This window comes from Stenotrophomonas sp. KH_036_B, from assembly GCF_057839485.1.
The window spans coordinates 2,751,480-2,769,856 of sequence record NZ_CM174491.1; the positions used below are offsets into that span (position 1 = coordinate 2,751,480).

Below are 18,377 nucleotides of genomic sequence, written 5' to 3' on the forward strand. Positions count from 1 at the left end.
CGGTACCGCTCCGGCACCGTCCACGGGGGACGGTGCCGGATGTTGCGATCAGAAGCGGAAGCCGACTTCTGCCTTCACCTGGCGCGGCGTACCGACGATATCGCCGGTCTCGTTGTAGCTGGCCAGCAGCTTGCCGTTGGACTTGGTGTAGTTGTAGTTGGAGAAGTTGTCGAAGTTGAAGACGTTGATGATGTCGATACGCGCGTACAGCTCGGTATCGCCCGGCATCTTGAACGTCTTCGTCGCCTGCAGGTCGACCGAACGGTAGCCGAAGATCTTGCCACCGACCAGGAACTTGCCGTTGCCGTTGGGCACGGCGGCGCCCGGGGTCGGCAGGTCGAAGCCGGTGGACTGCTGCACCGGGTACCAGTCGTTCACCGCCGTCGGGGTGGCCAGGGTGATCTTGCCGCCGAAGGTGATGTCCCAGAAGCCGGCATACGAACCGGTGACCACCAGGCGGTGGCGCGGCGCGCCGTTGGAACGGATGGTCGGGTAATCCTCGATCAGGCCGCGGTCGAAGGCGTACTTCTCGTTGATGTCGCGGTTGTGGCGCGCGGTGGTCCAGGTGTAGGCCACCGAGGTGCCCCAGCCGCTTTCCTTGGTGAACGGCTTCTGCGCCGACAGCAGCACCTGGGTCGCACGGGTCTTGATGCCCTGCTGGCCAATGATCAGGCTGCCGAAGCCCGGCACGTTGCAGCTCCAGGCCTGGCTCAGGCCCGGGTCGCTGCCACCGCACAGGCGCGGGTCATCGAAGAACTGGCCGGTCGGGTAACGGTTGCCGAGGGTGAACGCGAAGCCGTCGTAGCTCAGCGTGCGGGCGATGGTGGCATCGGTCAGCCAGTCGCCGACCTGGTTGCTCATGCCCAGGCTGAACTGGTCGGAGTACGGCACCTTCAGGTTGTTGTTGAGCAGGTCCACTTCCAGGCCGGCGTTGCTGGTCGAACCCACCAGCGACTGCAGGTTGCCGATGCCGTTGAGCAGGTTCGGGTTCCAGTCATAGCAGGCGGCCTGGCCATTGAGGCAGGAACCGGTGGCCGGGTTGCGGAAGTAGATGGTCGGCTGCGGCAGGGCCAGCTTGGTGGTTTCCAGCTGCAGGTTGTCGAACAGGTCGCGATCGTAGGAACGACCGGCGCCACCGTGGATCACGTGCTGCTCGTCGGCATTGATGTCATACGAGAAGCCCAGGCGCGGCTGCCAGGCATCCTTGAATGCCTTGCGGTTGTGGCCGGTGCTGATGTAGTTGCTGATGTCCAGTCCGCCCAGCGCCAGCGAATCGGCGTAGGTCTGGCCAGCAGCAGCGCGGGGGTCCTGCGAGTAGATCGCGTCGACCACGGCCTGCGGGGTCACGAAGTCCAGGTAGGCCGGGGTCTTTTCGTAGTCCCAGCGCAGGCCGATGTTCAGCTGCAGGTGGTCGTTCACCTGCCAGTCGTCCTGGATGAACAGGCCGATCTGCTTGGACTTCGAACGCACTTCGCCCGACACGCCCGACACGCCGGTCACCGGCTTGACGAACTGCGCCTTGTACGGAATGTCGGACGGGAAGTCCGGATCGCCCAGCGTGTAGGTGAAGGCCGGGTTGATCTGTGCCGCATCCGACGCGTACAGGTCGATCTGCTTGTACTTGGCGCCCATCTTGATGGTGTGGTCACCGGCCCACTGGATGCCATCCAGGGTCAGGTTGTCTTCAATCGCCCAGCCCTTCTGGCCCTTCACCTGCGAATCCAGCGCCGAGGCACCACCGATCTTCACCAGGGTACGGTCTTCGGTGCCGTCCGGCGCGGTGTAGGTGATGCCGTTGGCCAGGGTCAGCGGCGTCGGGTTGTTGAACGAATCTTCATGGGTGAGCATCATTTCGTTGTAGAAACGCTCACCGCTGTGGTTCCAGCGCAACGCATAACGACGGTCGGTGTTGACCACTTCGCGGCCGGCTTCCGGCGCGGTCTGGCCACTGAACTGCTGCTGGGTCTCGTCGCGATCCTGGAAGCTCAGCTCGATGCGATCGTTGTCGGTCGGCTCGAAGTCGATCTTGGCGAAGATCAGGTCCTGCTCGAACGGCTGGCTGGCCGGGCCGAGGCCGGCGGCGGCGTCTGCCGGCAGCAGGCCGACGCGGTTGGTGACCGAGCCTTCCGGCGCGATGGTGACCGGCAGGTCGAAGCGCTTGGCTTCGTAGGTCACGAAGAAGTGCGCCTTGTCCTGGATGATCGGGCCACCCAATGCAAAGCCGTATTCCTTCTCGGCCGACGCTTCCTTGGTCTGGCCAACCTGACGCTCCGCCGGGGTCTTGGCGCGCATGTCTTCGTTGGTATAACGGTAGAAGGTTTCACCCTTGAACTCGTTGGTACCGGACTTGGTCGCCGCGGTCACGGCCGCGCTGGAGACCTGGCCGTACTCGGCCTTGTAGTTGCCGCTGATGACCTTGTATTCGCCGATGGCCAGCTGCGGGAACGGGTTGCCGGCGCTGCCGGACTGGCCGGCCACGCCGCCGCCCTTGACGTAGCTCTTCTGGCCCACGCCGTCGATGTAGACGTTGGTGCCGTCGGCATTGGTGGCACCGCCGCGCAGCGAGGTGTTGCCCTTGGCATCACGGGTGAAGATCATGCCCGGCACCGCGTCGGCGAACTCCAGGAAGTTGCGCGACACCTGCGGGGTGGTCTGGATCTGCTGCAGGCTGACCGTCTTGCCCACTTCGGAGGTCCGCACTTCCTGCAGCAGGGTCGGCGCAACGACGTTGACCGTGTCCAGGTTGGTGGCGTTGGCGGTGCTGCCGTTGGCCGGCGCGCCGCTGAAGTTCAGGGTCGCGGTCGAGGCCACGGTCACCGTCACCTTCTGGGTCTGGCCATTGGCCACGACGTCGTAGGTGCCCGGATCCAGGCCCATCAGCGAGTAGCTGCCGTCGGCGCGGGTGGTGGCGCGGCGCACGGTGCCGCTGGCCAGGTTGGTCGCGGTCACTTCGGTACCGGCGTCAGCCTGGGCAACCTGGCCGCGCAGCGACGAAGTAGCCGACTGTGCCATCAGGCTCGGTGCAGCGCCCAGCAACAGGCAGCTGACCAGTGCACTCGTCAGCAGGCGGCGTGCCGGCATGCGGGTGCTGTGATTGGAATACGTCATGTAAATCTCCGGGTGGTGGTGACCGTCTTTGCGGCCGCCTGTCTTTTTTTTGATTACGTGAATTACCGATACCGCGTTCCGACTTTCCAACGTGTCACGACCGACGGTCGTGACCTACCGCGTTCCGACCGCGTTCCGACCTGCGGTCGGAACGGTTGAATCACGCACGATCAGGGTCGGTACAAGTGTCTGCTTGTCACCGGCCGTTTCCGTGCTGTTGCCATCCATCAACTGCAACAGACGCGTCGCCGCCTTATCGCCAAGCTCGGCGATACTCACCTGCATCGTCGTCAACGATGGGTGAACGAAACGCGCCAGGGGGATGTCATCGAAGCCTGCCAGCGCCACATCGGCGGGCACGCGCACGCCGGCCTGCCCCAACGCGTACAGGCAGCCGAGCGCCATCATGTCGTTGGCCGCGAACACCGCATCGGGCAATGCACCGGCGGCCAGCAGCTCCTGCCCGGCACGGTGGCCGGACGCCTCATCGAAGTCGCCGGGCAGCTCGATGCCTTCGGCACCCGCACCAAACGCCGACAGCGCATCGCGGAAGCCACGCAGGCGTTCGCGCGCATCGAAGTTGAGGTCGGGGCCAGCAATGAACGCAATGCGGCGGTGGCCGACCTCGAGCAGGTGGCGGGTCATCGCCATCGCACCGGCATGGTCATCGATGCTCAGCACCGGATGATCCTGCTCGGGCAGATAGGTATTGATCAGCACCGTGGGCAGCGACTGCGGCAGGTTGTCGGTCAGGAACCCCGGGCTCTCCGCGTACGGCGACAGCACCAGCAGCCCATCCACCCGGCCGCGCATGGCACGCAGGGCGGCGCCCTGCTGCTCCTGGTCGCCGTGGTAGCTGGACACCAGCAGGTGCTGGCGGCGGGCACGGGCGACATTGTCGATGCCGCGCATCAGCTCGGAGAAGAATTCGCCATACAGGTCAGGCAGCACCACACCGATGGTGTTGGTACGCCGGCTGCTCAGGCTGCGGGCGGCCGCATGCGGGGTGTAGCGCAGGCGCGCCGCCACCTCCAGCACCAGCTTGCGCACGGGCTCGGCAACATTTTCATGGCCATTGAGCGCACGCGACACCGTCGCCACAGAGACTCTGGCTTCGCGGGCTACATCTTTGATAGTGATCGCTGCCTTGTTCACCTCGCCGCCCTCCACGGCTTAGAGATCTGGGCTTGGCGCGGAATGTAAGCGTTTTCAGCGCACGATGTAAACACTACGTTAGGCAAATGTCGCACGGCGGTAACCTCGGGATGTCTTGTGGAGGTCGCCCCGGGACTCACCGGGACAAGGCGGGACAAGGGTTTCAGCCCTTTTTGGGAGGTGCTTCGGCACGGATGGACAACGCGTGGATATCGGTCTCCATCAGGGTGCCCAGGGCCGCATAGACGGCCCGGTGGCGCGCAAGTGGCAGCCTGCCCTCGAAGGCGGCGCTGACCACATGCACATTGAAATGACCGCGCCCGTCGCGGGCGCCCTCATGGCCGGCATGGCGGTGGCTGTCGTCCTCCACCTCCAGCAGTTCGGGGTCCAGCGCCGCCTGCAGGGCCGCGCGGATGCGTTCGACCCGGTTCATGGGAGCACCTTGCGGAACGGGCGCACCTGCACCCGCGCATAGACACCGGCGTCCACGTAGGGGTCGGCCGCGGCCCAGTCCTGGGCCTCCTCGAGCGAGCCGAACGCGGCAATGACCACGCTGCCGCTGAAGCCGGCCGGGCCCGGGTCCTCGCTGTCGATGGCCGGACAGGGACCGGCCAGCAGCAGGCGGCCGGCATCGCGCAGGGCCTCCAGACGGGCCAGGTGGGCCGACCGGGCCGCAAGCCGCGCCGCCAGCACGTCGGTGCCGTCATACCCTTCAATGACATAGAACACAGGCAACTCCAAAGGCTCAGCTAAACGAACCGGGCGATTCTAGCCCGGCTCGCTGGACACTGCGGGCGTGAAGCCGTACTCTTGTCCCTATTGCACGTGGCTGGACGCAGCAGCCCGTCGGCAGATGGCTTCACCGCCAACCGACGATCGACCCGCTGCCCCACACCAGTACACGTAGACGACCTCCTGTAGTTCTGCCGCTGCTCCCTGTATCGACCCGCCGTCGATATCAACCCGCAGCGCGAGCTCCTGCTGTTTGAAATGTGAAACCACGCCGGCGCAGGCGTGTCATGGCTTGCGATCCAACCGCCCGGGTGTTCCCGATGCGGATCTGGCGCGGCAACCGGTCCGTTGCAATACAGACGTCAATCTTGATGACCTCCGAACTCGCGCTCGACGCGAACCCGCAAACCCGGCCGACCGCCCCACAGCAGCAGGAAATGCCGCTGGCCGTGGTGCATGGTCAACCGGTCCTGCAGATTCCGCAGGACCTGTACATCCCGCCGGATGCGCTGGAAGTCATCCTGGATGCGTTCGAAGGTCCGCTGGACCTGCTGCTGTACCTGATCCGCCGGCAGAACCTGGATATCCTGGACATCCCGGTCGCCGAGATCACCCGCCAGTACGTCGAGTACATCAACGTCATGCAGGAGCTGCGCTTCGAACTGGCGGCCGAGTACCTGGTGATGGCGGCGATCCTGGCCGAAGTGAAGTCGCGGATGCTGCTGCCGCGCCCGCCGAGCATCGAAGGCGAGGAAGCCGATCCGCGTGCGGAGCTGGTGCGCCGGTTGCAGGAGTACGAACGTTTCAAGCAGGCTGCCGAGGATATCGACGCCCTGCCCCGCCAGGACCGCGACACCAGCCTGGTGCATGCCTTCGTCCCCGATCGTGCGGCCATCAAGCTGCCGCCGCCGGTGGATCTGAAGGAAATGCTGGTGGCGCTGTACGACGTGCTCAAGCGCGCCGAGCTGTTTACCGGCCACGCGATCAAGCGCGAGGCCCTGAGCGTTCGCCAGCGCATGGGCGACGTGCTGGGCCGCCTGGAAGATGGCAAGTTCTACCGGTTTGAAATGCTGTTCACCGCCGAAGAAGGCAAGCTGGGGGTGCTGGTCACCTTCCTGGCCCTGCTCGAACTGGCCAAGGAACAGCTGCTGGACATCGTCCAGGAAGCTCCGCTGGCGCCGATCTACGTCAAGTCCCTGGCCGCCGGCAACACCAATGAACCGCTGCAGTTCAACAGCGAGTTCGACGACAACGACGCCGCCAACGAAACCGACTGAGCACCCGACCCACGCATGGATCAACCGCTGATCAACCGTATTGTCGAAGGCGCGCTGCTGGCGTCCAGCCAGCCGCTGACGCTGGCGCAGCTGCAGGGCCTGTTCCCCGAAGAGGAACCGGCACCGCCGGGCAGCATCGAACGCGCGCTGGAACTGCTGCGCGAGGGCTGCGCCGAACGCGGCGTGGAGCTGGTCGAGGTCGCCTCGGGCTTCCGCTTCCAGGTCACCAATGAAGTGCATGGCTACATCACCCGGCTGTGGACCGAACGCAAGACCCGCTATACCCGTGCCACCCTGGAAACCCTGGCGCTGATTGCCTACCGGCAGCCGATCACCCGCGGCGAGATCGAACAGGTCCGTGGCGTGGCGGTCAGCAGCAACATCATCCAGGCCCTGGAAGAGCGCGAATGGATCCGCGTGATCGGCCACCGCGACGTGCCCGGCAAGCCGGCGCTGTTCGGCACCACCAAGGGCTTCCTGGACTACTTCGGGCTCAAGCGCCTGGACGAGCTGCCGCCGTTGTCGGAACTGCGCGACCTGGGCGAACTGGAACCGCAGCTGCCGCTGGACCACGAAGGCCAGCCGGCCGGCCGCATCGCCGCCGGCGCCGCCAGCCCGGACGCCGAGCTGGACAGCGACGCGGCCAACGATGGCGATGTTGGCGACAACGACAACGCCGACGATGTTGCTGGCCACGACACTGTCGCCGCAGCGCCAGGCCAGGCCTCGCTGAACGACCAGGACGCCCAGCCGGAACCGGACGGCACGCCCGAACCGGACCAGGACCCGGCCGCCGTCCGGTCCGCCGCCCGCGCCGCACTCGCTGCGGCCCGGCTGGCGGAACAGGACGCCGAACAGGACAATACCCAGGCCTCCGCGGATGCGGATGCCGACGACACCTCATCCCACGCGCCGTTGTCGCTCCCCGACGACGACGCTGATACGACCGCCAGCGATGGCGAACCCGTTACCGCGCCGGGAGAGCGCGCGGCGCACCAGAACGAAACCGAAAACAACGCCGTCGCGAAGACGACCGTGGCTGTTGACGAAGCCGATCCCGAACCAGAGGCCGACGAAACCGTCGCCGGCCGGAGCCAAGTAAATGAGTGACACCCCCCGCAAGCTGTCGTTGAACAAGCTTTCGCTCAAGCGCGAATCCGACACCGACCAGCCCAAGCTCGAAGAGCGCCTGCACAAGGTCCTGGCCCAGGCCGGCCTCGGCTCGCGCCGCGCGCTGGAACAGCGCATCGCCGATGGTCTGGTCAAGGTCAACGGAGAAGTCGCCCAGACCGGCCAGTCGATCAAGAGCGGCGACAAGGTCGAACTGGACGGCCGTGGCTTCGTTGCCACCGCGCTGACCGAGACCTCGCGCGTGCTGGCCTACAACAAGCCCGAAGGCGAAGTGACCACCCGCGAAGACCCGGAAGGTCGCCCGACCGTGTTCGAAGCGCTGCCTGCCCTGAAGGGCGCGCGCTGGATTGCGATCGGTCGCCTGGACATCAACACCACCGGCCTGCTGCTGGCAACCACCGACGGTGAGCTGGCCAACGCGATGATGCACCCCTCCTACGAGGTGGAACGCGAATACGTCGTGCGCGTGCGTGCACCGGAAGGCGAAGAGAAGGTGCCGGACAACATCGTCGACCGCCTCGCGCGCGGCGTGGCGCTGGAAGACGGCCCGGCCAAGTTCGACGAGATCGAACGCATCGGCGGCACCGATTCGCACGACTGGTTCCGCGTGGTCGTCAAGGAAGGCCGCAACCGCGAAGTGCGTCGCCTGTGGGAATCGCAGGGTTGCCAGGTCAGCCGCCTGAAGCGCACCCGCTACGGCAAGGTCAGCCTGCCGCGCGAACTGCTGCGCGGCCAGTCCGTCGAGCTGCCGGCCAAGCAGGTGGAAGCACTGCGCGCCGAACTGAAGCTGGAAGAAGGCGCGCCGTCGGCGCTGACCCTGCAGCCGGTGATCGGCCAGCGCCGCGCCGCCAAGACCACCGTGCGCGTCTCGCGCGACGGTGGCCGTGGCAACGCCTACGTCAACGGCCACAACACGGCCGACGAAGGCCGCGAACTGCGTCGTTTCGACAACGTGCGCGAAGAGCGCGGCCGTGGTCGCGGTGGCAAGGGTGGCGGCTTCAAGGGTGGCCTGACGGTCAGCGGCGAAGCGGCGGCCAAGCAGTCGCAGCGTCCGTTCAAGGCGCGCCCGGACAAGGGCAACCGTGCCCTGCCGGAAGGCAATCCGGCCGCGTTCCGCAGCTGGTATGTGCCGGACGGCGTGAGCACCGGCCCGAGCAACCACCGCAATGCCGGCCCGGGCGCCGCCCGTGGTCCGGGTGCGCGTGGTCCGGGTGCCGGCGCAGGTGCCGGCGGCCAGGGCCGTCCGTACGGCAAGCCGAAGGGTCCGGGCGGTCCGGGCGGCGCAGGCGGCCAGGGTCGTAGCGGCTACGGTGAGCAGGGCCAGGGTCGTGGCGGCTTCGGCGGCGAGAGTCGTGGCGGGTACGGCGGTGAAGGCCGTGGCGAAAGCCGTGGCGGCTACGGCGGCCAGGGCCGTCCGGCCGGCGCCGGCGCTGGCGCGGGCAACCGCAGCAGCCAGGGCGGTCAGCGCCATCCGTACGGTCACCCGGGCAATGCCCCGAGCTTCCCGTCCGATCACGCCAATCCGGGCGCCAGCCCGTACGGCAGCGCGCGCCCGACCGGCGGCCGTCCTGCGGGCAACCGCGGTCCGGGCGGCCCGGGTGGCAATCGCGGCCCGGGTGCCCCCAGCGGCAACCGGGGTCCCGGTGGTCCGGGCGGCAACCGTGGCCCGGGTGGTCCCGGCGCACGCGGTCCGGGCGGCCCCGGCGGTCGCCCGAGCGGCGCACGTCCCGGCGGCAACCGCGGCCCGGGTGGCGGCGGTCACCGTGGCGGCGGCCCGCGCGGCGGCTGAAACCTGTCGGCGGACTGTGTAGAGCGGACTGTTAGTCCGCTGGCTCCGCTGGCTCCGCTGGCTCCGCCGATTCCGCCGGTTCCGCTGCTTTTGCGTCCAACCCACCGCCCTGATTCCCAACACGGCCTGGAGGCCATATGACAAGGATGTTGCGTGTATTGGTGCTGTGCGTGCTTGGCCTCGGCTTGGCCGCCTGCGGAAAGCTCCAGGAAGAACTGGCCGCGTCGCAGAACCCCTTCCCGAAGAGCTCCCCGCTGCACGCCCCGGTGGACCGGGTCACGCGCAAGCTGATCCACGAGCCGACGTACATGGCGCGCATGAAGGGCCTCGAACCGGGCAAGGCGCGGGAAATGGGCGCCACGCTGTCGATGAACGGGCTCGGCCGCCTGGAGCTGCCGATGCTGGAGCGTCGCGCGCTGCTGGTGGGCCAACTGCTGGAGAAGCTGCCGGAAGCGCAGTGCGGGGAAATCGCCAAGGCAGTCACCCCCGCCCAGGTCTCCCGCACCACCGACCGGATGCTGGAAACGCTGGCCACCCTGCCGCAGGGCGCGATCGACGAATGGTTCGACATCGCCTACGCAGCCACGCTGGCCGAGCTGCAGCAGCGTCCGAAGACGCAGGTGACCGAGGCGCAGGTCAATGCATCGGCCACAGCGCTGGTGGAGCTGCTTCCGAACGATGCCGAGCGCGAGCGCATCGGGCGGGTGATGAGCAACCTGCCGGGCGCCACCGACGCCGATGCCTGCTGGGCGGTGCGTACCATGTACACCACCCTGCCAGAATTGCCCGAGCCACAGCGCGGACATTTTGCCTGGGCAAGTACGCAGCAGTAACGAAAAAACCCGGCCAATGGCCGGGTTTTTTGTTGCTGCCGTCAACGCCGGCCGTTGGCCGGCCCACGTGACCTCAACGCCGCTCGATGGTAAACCGGCTGCCCGCCACGCCCAGGTCCCAGCCCTTGCCGGTGCCGGCCAGGGCCAGCGACACATCGCCCTTGGTCACCACCTGCGCGCTGCTGGATTTGTCGGCGCCGGCGTGCGCTTCCACCGATGCGTAGGAACCGATCAGGTCGTTGAGCGAATAGGCGCCGGAGAATTTGCCCTTGCCGTCGGTGATGGTCGACTTGCCCACGGACAGGCCGCCGCCCTTGACGCTGATCTTGACCGGAATGCTTGCGCCATTGTCGCAGGTGATCGTGCCCGTGCCCGACGCGGTCTTGTAGAACACCGACCAGCCGGACAGGTTGTACTTCAGCTCGCAATCGATGTTGCCGGCGGCCTGTGCGGCCGGCACCACCGCGATGCCAGCCAGCGCGATCAGTGCCAGGGAGAGTTTCTTCATGGGATGCGCTCGTACGGAGTGGAGAACGGCCCCGAATCTAGCAGCGCGCGCGTGTGGTCCGCATGAGACCGCCAGCCCGCATGCAACCACCGTTCAGTAGTGCCAGGCCCTGCCTGGCAACCAAGCGGTGCCAGGCGGCCCATGCGCCCCCATCCAACGCCTGCCGCTACCGGATATCAAAACTATCCGCATCCAGCATCGCCGGGAACCTTGCCCGGTGCGCGGCCAGTGCCGCCGCCGAGATCCTGGTGGTCACCACCTGCTCGCGTTCGCGGATCTCCACCTGCGGCTGGCCCAGGAAATCGATCACCGCGCTGTCGCCGGCATAGTGCAGGTCGTTGCCGTCCACGCCGATGCGGTTGACCGCCGCCACGTAGCACAGGTTCTCGATCGCACGCGCGCGCAGCAGCGTCCGCCACGGATAGGCCCGGGCCGAAGGCCAGTTGGCCACGAAGATCTGCAGGTCGAAGTCCAGGTCGTCGGCACGCTCCACGTTGTAGCGGTTGCGGCAGAACACCGGGAAACGCAGGTCGTAGCAGACCTGCGGATTGATCCGCCAGCCCTTCCATTCCACGCTCAGCCGCTCACTGCCGGCCGCGTAGCGCAGGTGTTCGTTGCCGTAACGGAACAGGTGGCGCTTGTCGTAGTACTGCAGCTCGCCATCGGGCGTCGCCCACAGCAGCCGGTTGTACACGCCCTCGCCCACCCGCAGCTGCACGCTGCCGGTGACCGCCGCGCCCAGCAGCGCAGCCTGCTCGCGGATCCACGCCACGGTGGGGCCCTGCATGTCCTCTGCCCGGTCGATGGCCTCGTTGGAGAAGCCACTGGTGAAGGTTTCCGGCAGGATCACCAGATCGGTGTGGCCGGCCAGCGGTGCCAGCAACGCACCGTAGTAGGCGCGGTTGCCGGCCGGGTCATGCCAGCGGGTGTCGCCCTGGATCAGGGAGACGCGCAGATCCGGGCGTTCGGCGGCGGTCATCAGAGCACCTGCAGGCGTTCAATCGCCGCGTCGAGGGTGGCGTCGTTCTTGGCGAAGCACAGCCGCACCAGGCGCTGGCCCTGCGGCGCGGTCTCGTAGAACGGCGACAGCGGGATGGCGGCCACGCCCTTCTCGATGGTCAGCCACTTCACGAATTCATGGTCCGGCAGGTCGCTGATCGCCGAATAGTCCACCAGCTGGAAGTAGCCGCCGGGCACCGGCAGCGGCGTGAGCCGGGTGGTGAGCAGCTGCTCGCGGAAGCGGTCGCGCTTGGCCTCGTAGAACGCGCCCAGTTCCAGGTGGTGCTGCGGTTCGTCGCGGATCATCGCGGCGAAGCCGTACTGGGCCGGGCCGAAGCTGGTGAAGGTGTTGTACTGGTGGACCTTGCGGAACTCGGCGCTCATCGCCGGCGGCGCGATGGCATAGCCGATCTTCCAGCCGGTGCAGTGGTAGGTCTTGCCGAAGCTGGAGATCACGAACGCGCGCTCGCGCAGTTCCGGGTAACGCAGCGCCGATTCGTGGCGGCGGCCGTCGTAGATGATGTGTTCGTAGACTTCGTCGGAGATGAGGTAGATGCCGGTGCCACGCAGCACGTCGGCCAGGGCCTGCATGTCGTCGGCAGTCAGCATGGCCCCGGACGGGTTGTGCGGCGTGTTGACCATGAGCAGGCGGGTGCGCGGGGTGATGGCCGCACGCACGCGGTCCCAGTCCACCGCGAAGGTCTGCGGGTCCAGCGGCACGTGCACCGCACGCGCGCCCGCGAGGTCGATGGCGGGTTCGTAGCAGTCGTAGGCAGGGTCGAGGACGATCACTTCCTCGCCCGGGCGCACCACGGCGTGGATGGCGTTGAAGATCGCCTCGGTGGCGCCACTGGTGACGGTGATTTCGGTATCCGGGTCCACCTGCGCGCCATACAGGTCCAGCGACTTCTGCGCGATGGCCTGGCGCAGCGGCGCTACGCCGGTCATCGGCGGGTACTGGTTCAGGCCAGCGTGCATGGCCTTGATGGTTTCATCGACCAGGCGCTGCGGCGCGGAGAAATCCGGAAAGCCCTGGCCCAGGTTCACGGCGCCGTGCTCGGCGGCCAGCTGGGACATCACGGTGAAAATGGTGGTGCCCACCTTGGGCAGCTTGGTCTGGGGGTTCATCGGCAACCGGGGGATCAAAGGCGGAGACCCCGAAGTGTACGAAATCCACCCCGGGCGTGACGGGCAGATGTGGCCAACCTTCCGGCCGGCTGCACCGGTACACTGCGCCGATGCTGAATTCTACGAACACCCCTCCGTTGCTGGCCGCACACGGCCTGGCCTTCAGTCGCAACGATGAACCGGTGTTCGGGCCGCTGGACCTGCATGTGGATGCCGGCGAAGCGCTGCTGGTACAGGGCGACAACGGTGCCGGCAAGACCACGCTGCTGCGGGTGCTGGCGGGCCTGTCGCGCCCGGGCAGCGGCCAGATCCAGATTGACGGGCGACCGGCCGGGCAGCGCGAGCGCGCCCAGTTCGTGGCCTACCTCAGCCACCTGCCGGCCCTGAAGCCGGACCTGGACACGCTGGAGAACCTGAACTTCCTGTGCGGCCTGCACGGCCGGCGGGCGCGCCAGATGCCTGGCAATGCGCTGGCGATCGTCGGCCTGGCCGGGTACGAAGACACCCTGGTGCGGCAGCTGTCGGCCGGCCAGAAGCGGCGGCTGGCACTGGCGCGCATCTGGCTGTCGCCCGCGCCCCTGTGGTTGCTGGACGAGCCCTACGCCAACCTGGACCTGGACGGCATCAACCTCGTGAACCGCATGATTTCCGCGCATCTGCGCAGCGGCGGTGCCGCGCTCGTCACCACCCACGGTGCGTATGCCGCGCCGCCGGTGCGTACGCGGGTGATCAGCCTGTCGGCCACCGCGCCCATCGCCGGAGAACCCGCATGATAGCCCCGGGTACCCAACCGGGCCTCTGGCAGACCGCCCGCGCCCTGGCCGGGCGCGACCTGCGCCTGCTCTGGCGGCGCCGCGGCGATGCGCTGCAGCCGCTGCTGTTCGCCCTGCTGGTGGTGGTGCTGTTCGCCCTGGCGCTGGGCCGCGATCCGCCGCTGATGGCCAAGGTGGCCGCCGCCGTGCTGTGGCTGGCGGTGCTGCTGGCCGGCCAGCTCGCGCTCGACACCCTGTTCCGCAGCGATGCCGAGGACGGGTCGCTGGAACAGTGGCTGCTCGCGCCGGTCCCGCTGGCGTGGCTGGTGCTGGTGCGGGTGCTGGTGCACTGGGCCACCACCGCCCTGCCGATGATCGTGATAAGCCCGCTGCTGGCGGAAATGCTGCATCTGCCACATGACCAACTGCCGATGTTGCTGGCATCGTTGCTGCTGGGGACGCCGCTGCTCAGCCTGATCGGCGGCGTGGTGGCGGCCCTGACGGTGAGCATCCGGCGCTCTGGTATTCTCGTGGCGTTGCTGGCGTTGCCGCTGTATGTACCGGTGCTGGTGTTCGGTGCAGGCAGCGTGGCCGCTGCGGCGCGCGGGCAGGATCCGGTGGGAGCATTGCTGCTGCTGGGAGCGGGATTGGTGGTGGCGCTGGTGTTGGCGCCGCTGGCGACGGCCGCTGCCATACGGATTTCGTTGAGTTGAGGTACGCCTCTTGTTCGCTGGGCCGGTTTTGACACGCATGGCGTGTCATTACGGCCGGATTCGTTCTCGATGACACGCATGGCGTGTCACTACGCCGGGATTGTTCTAGTTTGTTCGTTGCCCCTAGCTGGATAGCCATCGCTGCATGAATAGCCTCGTCCGCTGGTTCCACCAACTCGGTTCGCCGCCCACCTTCGATCGCTTCGCTGCGCGCTGGTCGCGCGTGTTCTACCTGGCCGCCGTGCCCGTGCTGCTGATCGGCCTGTGGCAGGGCCTGTTCGTGGTGCCGCCGGAGCAGAACCAGAACGACGCCTTCCGCATCATCTACATCCACGTGCCCAGCGCGTGGATGAGCCTGTTCGTGTTCGCGCTGATGGCCTTCTACGCGGTCATCGCGCTGGTCTGGCGGATCAAGGTCTGCGAGATCCTGGCCATGGCCTGCGCGCCCATGGGTGCCGGCTTCACCCTGATCACCCTGCTCACCGGCAGCATCTGGGGCAAGGGCACCTGGGGCACCTGGTGGGATTGGGACCCGCGCATGACCAGCGAACTCATCCTGCTGTTCCTCTACCTGGGCGTGATCGGCCTGTACCACGCCATCGAAGACCGGCGCAGCGCCGCGCGCGCCGCCGGGCTGCTGGCCATCGTCGGCGTCGGCCTGCTGCCGGTCATCCGCTACTCGGTGGACTGGTGGGGCGGCCTGCACCAGCGCCAGTCGATCAGCATGTTCGGCGACAGCGCCATTCGCCCCGAACTGATCGCGCCGCTGTGGTGGATGGTGATCGCCACCAAACTGTGGTTCGTCGGTTCGCTGCTGGGCAAGGCCCGCGCCGACAACCTGACCCGCGACGCCGGCAAGGCCTGGGTTGCCGAGCGCTTCGGCAGCCCCGCTGCACCGCCGCTGGAGGACCTGCCGCGATGACCCACCTGCCCTTCATCATCGCCGCCTACGCGGTGTTCGTCGTGGTCCTCGCTGCCGATGCACTGGGCACGCACCTGCGCCTGCGCGCGGCACGCCGCCTGGCCCTGCAGCGCCAGCACCGGCTGCAGGCGCGCGACAAGACCCGGCCCGCCGCCCCGCTGGCCACGGAGCTGAGCCGATGACCCCGGTCCAGCGCCGCCGGCTGGTGTGGGTGCTGCTGGTGCTGCTCGCCTCCGGCCTGGCCACCACGCTGGTGGCCTTCGCCCTGCAGCGCAATATCGCCTACCTGTACACTCCCGCCGAAGTGCTGCGCGGCGACCACGGCACCCAATCCAATTTCCGCCTCGGCGGCATGGTGGTGAAGGGTTCGTTCCAGCGCGCCGAGGGCTCGCTGGACGCACATTTCGTCGTCACCGACGGCGACGCCACGCTGCCCGTCACCACCTCGCGGATCCTGCCGGACATGTTTGCCGAAGGCACCGCCGTGGTCGCCAGCGGGCGGCTGCAGAACGGCACCTTCGTCGCCGATGAAGTGCTGGCCAAGCACGACGAGAATTACGTGCCCAAGGAAGTGGCCGACAAGATGGGCCAGGCGCACCGCAAGCACGATGTGCCGGTGCCCGCCGTGGAGGCACGCTGAGTGCTGCCTGAGCTGGGGCAGGTTCTGCTGGTCTGTGCGCTGCTGGCTGCCCTGCTGCAGGCGGTGCTGCCGCTGTGGGGCGCGCAGCGCCAGCGGTCGCCGTGGATGGCGGTGGCGCGCCCGGCCGCGTTCGCGCAGCTGGCCCTGCTGGTCGGTGCGTTTGTTCTGCTGACCGTTGCCTTCGTGCAGCAGGACTTCTCGGTGCGCTACGTGGCCGAGAACTCCAACACGCTGTTGCCGCTGGCCTACCGCTACTCGGCGGTGTGGGGCGCGCACGAGGGCTCGCTGCTGCTGTGGGTGCTGGTGCTGGCGCTGTGGGGCGGCGCGGTGGCGCTATGGTCCAAGCGCCTGCCCGACACGGTGCGTGCGCGGGTGCTGGGCGTGATGGGCATCATCAGCCTGGGCTTCATCGCCTTCCTGCTGTTCACCTCCAATCCGTTCGCGCGGCTGCTCCCGGCCCCGCTGGAAGGTCGCGACCTCAATCCGCTGCTGCAGGACCCCGGGCTGATCATCCACCCGCCGATGCTGTACATCGGCTACGTCGGCTTCGCGGTGCCGTTCGCGTTCGCCATTGCCGCGCTGCTCGATGGCGCCGTGGATGCGCGCTGGCTGCGCTGGACCCGGCCGTGGACCAATGTCGCATGGGGCTTTCTCACCCTGGGCATCGCACTGGGCAGCTGGTGGGCGTACTACGAGCTGGGCTGGGGCGGCTGGTGGTTCTGGGACCCGGTGGAGAACGCCAGTTTCATGCCGTGGCTGGCGGGTGCGGCGCTGATCCACTCGCAGGCCGTGACCGAAAAACGCGGCAGCTTCGCCAGCTGGACGCTGCTGCTGGCCATTGCCGCCTTCGCGCTGTCGCTGCTCGGGGCTTTCCTGGTCCGCTCCGGCGTGCTGACCAGCGTGCATTCGTTTGCGGCCGATCCGTCGCGCGGCGCCTTCATCCTGGCGTTCCTCGCACTGGTGGTCGGTGCGGCGCTGCTGCTGTATGTGCTGCGCGCCGGCGCGCTGGGCAGCGACGATCCGCGTCGCGGCTTCATGGCCACCTCGCGCGAGACCCTGCTGCTGGCCAACAACCTGCTGCTGGCCAGCGCCTGCGCCATGGTGCTGCTGGGCACCCTGTACCCGCTGCTGGCCGACGCGCTGGGGCTGGGCAAGGTCTCGGTGGGGCCGCCCTACTTCGGCACGCTGTTCATCGTGTTGATGGCGCCGCTGGTGGCGCTGCTGCCGTTCGGACCGCTGGTGAACTGGCAGCGCGACCAGGCCTCGCGGCGCGTGGCCATGCTGGCGCCGTGGGCGGTGCTGGCGCTGCTGCTGGGCGTGATCGCCTGGTTCATGGCGCCGCAGGGCAAGCTGAAGGCCGCCGCCGGCGTCACCGCTGCCGTATGGGTCGCACTGGGCACCGCGCGCTTTGTGTGGACGCGCCTGCGCGGCAACGGCCGCTTCAACGCGGAAATGGTGGGCATGCTGCTGGCCCATACCGGCGTGGCCGTGTTCCTGGTTGGCGCGCTGCTGGTGGAAGCCCTGAACGTGCAGCGTGAAGTGGCGCTCACCCCGGGCCAGACACTGGAGGTGAGCGGCTACACCCTGCGCTTTGAGGGCGTTGACCATCAACAGGGACCCAATTACGTGTCCGACCGCGGTCATGTGCGGGTGCTGCACGGCGGCCGCGAGCTGGCCCTGCTGCACCCGGAAAAGCGCGCCTACGCAAGCGGCGGCCAGATGATGACCGAAGCGGGCATCCTCGCCCGCGTGCGCGGCGATGTGTACGTGGCACTGGGCGAGCCGCTGGGCAACAATGCGTGGGCGGTGCGCGTGCACGTCAAACCCTTCGTCCGCTGGGTCTGGCTGGGCGCATTGCTGATGGCCCTCGGCGGCTTCGTTACCGCCGCCGACCGTCGTTTCCGCCGTTTCCAGGAGTAGCTCCATGTCCGATCCCCGCCCCGCCTCGCGCCCCCTGCCCCCCGTGGCCATCGTCATCGGCGTGCTGTTCTTCTTCGGGCTGCTCGGGCTGATGGTGTACGGGGTGATGAAATCCGGTGCGCCGGACCGCGACATCCTGCCCTCCGCGCTGATCGGCAAGCCTGCGCCCGCCTTCGAACTGCCGGTGCTGCATGACCCCACCATCAAGGTCAGCAGCAACCAGCTGCGCGGCGCACCGTATGTGCTCAACGTGTGGGGCAGCTGGTGCGCGGCCTGCCGCGAGGAACACCCGATCCTGACCCGGTTCGCCGAAACCAAGCGCGTGCGCGTGATCGGCTACAACTGGAAGGACGAACCGGCCGACGCGCTGCGCTGGCTGGAACAGCTGGGCAATCCGTTCGTGCTGGTGCTCACCGATATTGAAGGGCGCACGGCGATTGATTGGGGCGTGACCGCCGCACCGGAGACCTTCCTGGTGGATGCCAGCGGCGTGGTGCGGTGGAAGTACAGCGGCGCGCTAAGCCAGCGCGTGATCGATACGAAACTGCTGCCGGAACTGGAGAAGCTGGAGCGTGCCAATGCACAACCGCGTACTACGCCGCCGCCGGCGAACTGAGTCCGGGACCGGGGGCCGCACGACCAACGGTCGTGCGCTACCGGCTGGGACCCGTTCTGCGCGATGGGTCGGTCCGACGGGGGACCGTTCTGCGCCATTGGTCGGTCCGGCTGGAAACCGTTGTGCGCAACCGACCGGTCGCGCACGACCGTTG

General features: G+C 67.7%; 18 protein-coding genes. 11 read left to right on the forward strand and 7 right to left on the reverse strand.

The annotated features are described in order from the left end of the window. Positions 1-48: 48 nt before the first annotated feature. From AC3ITN_RS12355 to AC3ITN_RS12370, 4 genes are all read right to left on the reverse strand, one after another. Positions 49-3,108: a TonB-dependent receptor gene (locus AC3ITN_RS12355; RefSeq protein ID WP_313346095.1), complete on the reverse strand. Its 3,060-nt coding sequence runs from the start codon at positions 3,106-3,108 to the stop codon at positions 49-51. A 114-nt stretch (positions 3,109-3,222) separates the two neighbouring features. Continuing rightward, positions 3,223-4,278, reverse strand: coding sequence for a LacI family DNA-binding transcriptional regulator (locus AC3ITN_RS12360; RefSeq protein ID WP_313346092.1), 1,056 nt, complete (start codon positions 4,276-4,278; stop codon positions 3,223-3,225). Between the two features lie 148 nt (positions 4,279-4,426). Next, positions 4,427-4,696 (reverse strand): BolA family protein, encoded by a 270-nt coding sequence (locus AC3ITN_RS12365; protein WP_313346089.1) that lies wholly within the window; start codon positions 4,694-4,696, stop codon positions 4,427-4,429. Further along, positions 4,693-4,992, reverse strand: coding sequence for a YciI family protein (locus tag AC3ITN_RS12370; RefSeq protein ID WP_313346086.1), 300 nt, complete (start codon positions 4,990-4,992; stop codon positions 4,693-4,695). The genes AC3ITN_RS12365 and AC3ITN_RS12370 overlap by 4 nt, the downstream gene beginning before the upstream one ends. A gap of 374 nt (positions 4,993-5,366) precedes the next feature. On the opposite strand from AC3ITN_RS12370, the gene AC3ITN_RS12375 reads away from it, so the two are divergent. The 4 genes from AC3ITN_RS12375 to AC3ITN_RS12390 all read left to right on the forward strand — a co-directional run bounded on the left by AC3ITN_RS12375 (position 5,367) and on the right by AC3ITN_RS12390 (position 10,025). Next, entirely contained in the window at positions 5,367-6,272 is a 906-nt protein-coding gene (locus AC3ITN_RS12375) for a segregation and condensation protein A (RefSeq protein ID WP_313346084.1), read from the forward strand. 15 nt (positions 6,273-6,287) lie between these two features. Beyond that, positions 6,288-7,382, forward strand: coding sequence for an SMC-Scp complex subunit ScpB (gene scpB / locus AC3ITN_RS12380; RefSeq protein ID WP_489390683.1), 1,095 nt, complete (start codon positions 6,288-6,290; stop codon positions 7,380-7,382). Next, positions 7,375-9,192 (forward strand): pseudouridine synthase, encoded by a 1,818-nt coding sequence (locus AC3ITN_RS12385; protein WP_489390684.1) that lies wholly within the window; start codon positions 7,375-7,377, stop codon positions 9,190-9,192. The genes scpB and AC3ITN_RS12385 overlap by 8 nt, the downstream gene beginning before the upstream one ends. Positions 9,193-9,329: 137 nt before the next feature. Continuing rightward, a complete protein-coding gene (locus AC3ITN_RS12390; RefSeq protein WP_489390685.1) occupies positions 9,330-10,025 on the forward strand; it encodes a hypothetical protein in 696 nt (231 codons plus the stop codon). A gap of 73 nt (positions 10,026-10,098) precedes the next feature. On the opposite strand, the gene AC3ITN_RS12395 is transcribed toward AC3ITN_RS12390, so the two are convergent. From AC3ITN_RS12395 to AC3ITN_RS12405, 3 genes are all read right to left on the reverse strand, one after another. Next, positions 10,099-10,533, reverse strand: coding sequence for a hypothetical protein (locus AC3ITN_RS12395; RefSeq protein ID WP_489390686.1), 435 nt, complete (start codon positions 10,531-10,533; stop codon positions 10,099-10,101). A 166-nt stretch (positions 10,534-10,699) separates the two neighbouring features. Next, positions 10,700-11,512 carry an amidohydrolase gene (locus AC3ITN_RS12400; RefSeq protein ID WP_489390687.1) on the reverse strand — a complete coding sequence of 271 codons (813 nt, stop codon included), beginning with the start codon at positions 11,510-11,512 and terminating at the stop codon, positions 10,700-10,702. Next, the gene (locus AC3ITN_RS12405; RefSeq protein WP_489390688.1) at positions 11,512-12,660 is read right to left on the reverse strand and encodes a pyridoxal phosphate-dependent aminotransferase; all 1,149 of its coding nucleotides are present in this window, start codon (positions 12,658-12,660) and stop codon (positions 11,512-11,514) included. The genes AC3ITN_RS12400 and AC3ITN_RS12405 overlap by 1 nt, the downstream gene beginning before the upstream one ends. Positions 12,661-12,770: 110 nt before the next feature. On the opposite strand from AC3ITN_RS12405, the gene ccmA reads away from it, so the two are divergent. The 7 genes from ccmA to AC3ITN_RS12440 all read left to right on the forward strand — a co-directional run bounded on the left by ccmA (position 12,771) and on the right by AC3ITN_RS12440 (position 18,223). Beyond that, positions 12,771-13,433: a heme ABC exporter ATP-binding protein CcmA gene (gene ccmA, locus AC3ITN_RS12410; RefSeq protein WP_313346064.1), complete on the forward strand. Its 663-nt coding sequence runs from the start codon at positions 12,771-12,773 to the stop codon at positions 13,431-13,433. After that, the gene (gene ccmB, locus AC3ITN_RS12415; RefSeq protein WP_489390689.1) at positions 13,430-14,125 is read left to right on the forward strand and encodes a heme exporter protein CcmB; all 696 of its coding nucleotides are present in this window, start codon (positions 13,430-13,432) and stop codon (positions 14,123-14,125) included. Before ccmA ends, ccmB begins: the two co-directional genes overlap by 4 nt. A 145-nt stretch (positions 14,126-14,270) precedes the next feature. Further along, on the forward strand, positions 14,271-15,047 hold the full coding sequence (gene ccmC / locus AC3ITN_RS12420) for a heme ABC transporter permease CcmC (RefSeq protein ID WP_489390690.1): 777 nt from the start codon (positions 14,271-14,273) through the stop codon (positions 15,045-15,047). Then, positions 15,044-15,229 carry a heme exporter protein CcmD gene (locus tag AC3ITN_RS12425; protein ID WP_489390691.1) on the forward strand — a complete coding sequence of 62 codons (186 nt, stop codon included), beginning with the start codon at positions 15,044-15,046 and terminating at the stop codon, positions 15,227-15,229. The genes ccmC and AC3ITN_RS12425 overlap by 4 nt, the downstream gene beginning before the upstream one ends. After that, on the forward strand, positions 15,226-15,687 hold the full coding sequence (ccmE, locus tag AC3ITN_RS12430; RefSeq protein WP_489390692.1) for a cytochrome c maturation protein CcmE: 462 nt from the start codon (positions 15,226-15,228) through the stop codon (positions 15,685-15,687). The genes AC3ITN_RS12425 and ccmE overlap by 4 nt, the downstream gene beginning before the upstream one ends. After that, entirely contained in the window at positions 15,688-17,607 is a 1,920-nt protein-coding gene (locus AC3ITN_RS12435) for a heme lyase CcmF/NrfE family subunit (RefSeq protein ID WP_489390693.1), read from the forward strand. It begins immediately after the preceding gene. A 4-nt stretch (positions 17,608-17,611) separates the two neighbouring features. Next, a complete protein-coding gene (locus AC3ITN_RS12440) occupies positions 17,612-18,223 on the forward strand; it encodes a DsbE family thiol:disulfide interchange protein (protein ID WP_313346047.1) in 612 nt (203 codons plus the stop codon). Positions 18,224-18,377 lie beyond the last annotated feature (154 nt).

What these genes read in the sequence shown, in the direction of transcription:
- AC3ITN_RS12355 (WP_313346095.1), bottom strand. Translation starts at nt 3,108, where the DNA reads ATGACGTATTCCAATCACAGCACCCGCATGCCGGCACGCCGCCTGCTG.
- AC3ITN_RS12365 (WP_313346089.1), bottom strand. Translation starts at nt 4,696, where the DNA reads ATGAACCGGGTCGAACGCATCCGCGCGGCCCTGCAGGCGGCGCTGGAC.
- AC3ITN_RS12375 (WP_313346084.1), top strand. Translation starts at nt 5,367, where the DNA reads ATGACCTCCGAACTCGCGCTCGACGCGAACCCGCAAACCCGGCCGACC.
- scpB (WP_489390683.1), top strand. Translation starts at nt 6,288, where the DNA reads ATGGATCAACCGCTGATCAACCGTATTGTCGAAGGCGCGCTGCTGGCG.
- AC3ITN_RS12385 (WP_489390684.1), top strand. Translation starts at nt 7,375, where the DNA reads ATGAGTGACACCCCCCGCAAGCTGTCGTTGAACAAGCTTTCGCTCAAG.
- AC3ITN_RS12390 (WP_489390685.1), top strand. Translation starts at nt 9,330, where the DNA reads ATGACAAGGATGTTGCGTGTATTGGTGCTGTGCGTGCTTGGCCTCGGC.
- AC3ITN_RS12395 (WP_489390686.1), bottom strand. Translation starts at nt 10,533, where the DNA reads ATGAAGAAACTCTCCCTGGCACTGATCGCGCTGGCTGGCATCGCGGTG.
- AC3ITN_RS12400 (WP_489390687.1), bottom strand. Translation starts at nt 11,512, where the DNA reads ATGACCGCCGCCGAACGCCCGGATCTGCGCGTCTCCCTGATCCAGGGC.
- AC3ITN_RS12405 (WP_489390688.1), bottom strand. Translation starts at nt 12,660, where the DNA reads ATGAACCCCCAGACCAAGCTGCCCAAGGTGGGCACCACCATTTTCACC.
- ccmA (WP_313346064.1), top strand. Translation starts at nt 12,771, where the DNA reads ATGCTGAATTCTACGAACACCCCTCCGTTGCTGGCCGCACACGGCCTG.
- ccmB (WP_489390689.1), top strand. Translation starts at nt 13,430, where the DNA reads ATGATAGCCCCGGGTACCCAACCGGGCCTCTGGCAGACCGCCCGCGCC.
- ccmC (WP_489390690.1), top strand. Translation starts at nt 14,271, where the DNA reads ATGAATAGCCTCGTCCGCTGGTTCCACCAACTCGGTTCGCCGCCCACC.
- AC3ITN_RS12425 (WP_489390691.1), top strand. Translation starts at nt 15,044, where the DNA reads ATGACCCACCTGCCCTTCATCATCGCCGCCTACGCGGTGTTCGTCGTG.
- ccmE (WP_489390692.1), top strand. Translation starts at nt 15,226, where the DNA reads ATGACCCCGGTCCAGCGCCGCCGGCTGGTGTGGGTGCTGCTGGTGCTG.
- AC3ITN_RS12440 (WP_313346047.1), top strand. Translation starts at nt 17,612, where the DNA reads ATGTCCGATCCCCGCCCCGCCTCGCGCCCCCTGCCCCCCGTGGCCATC.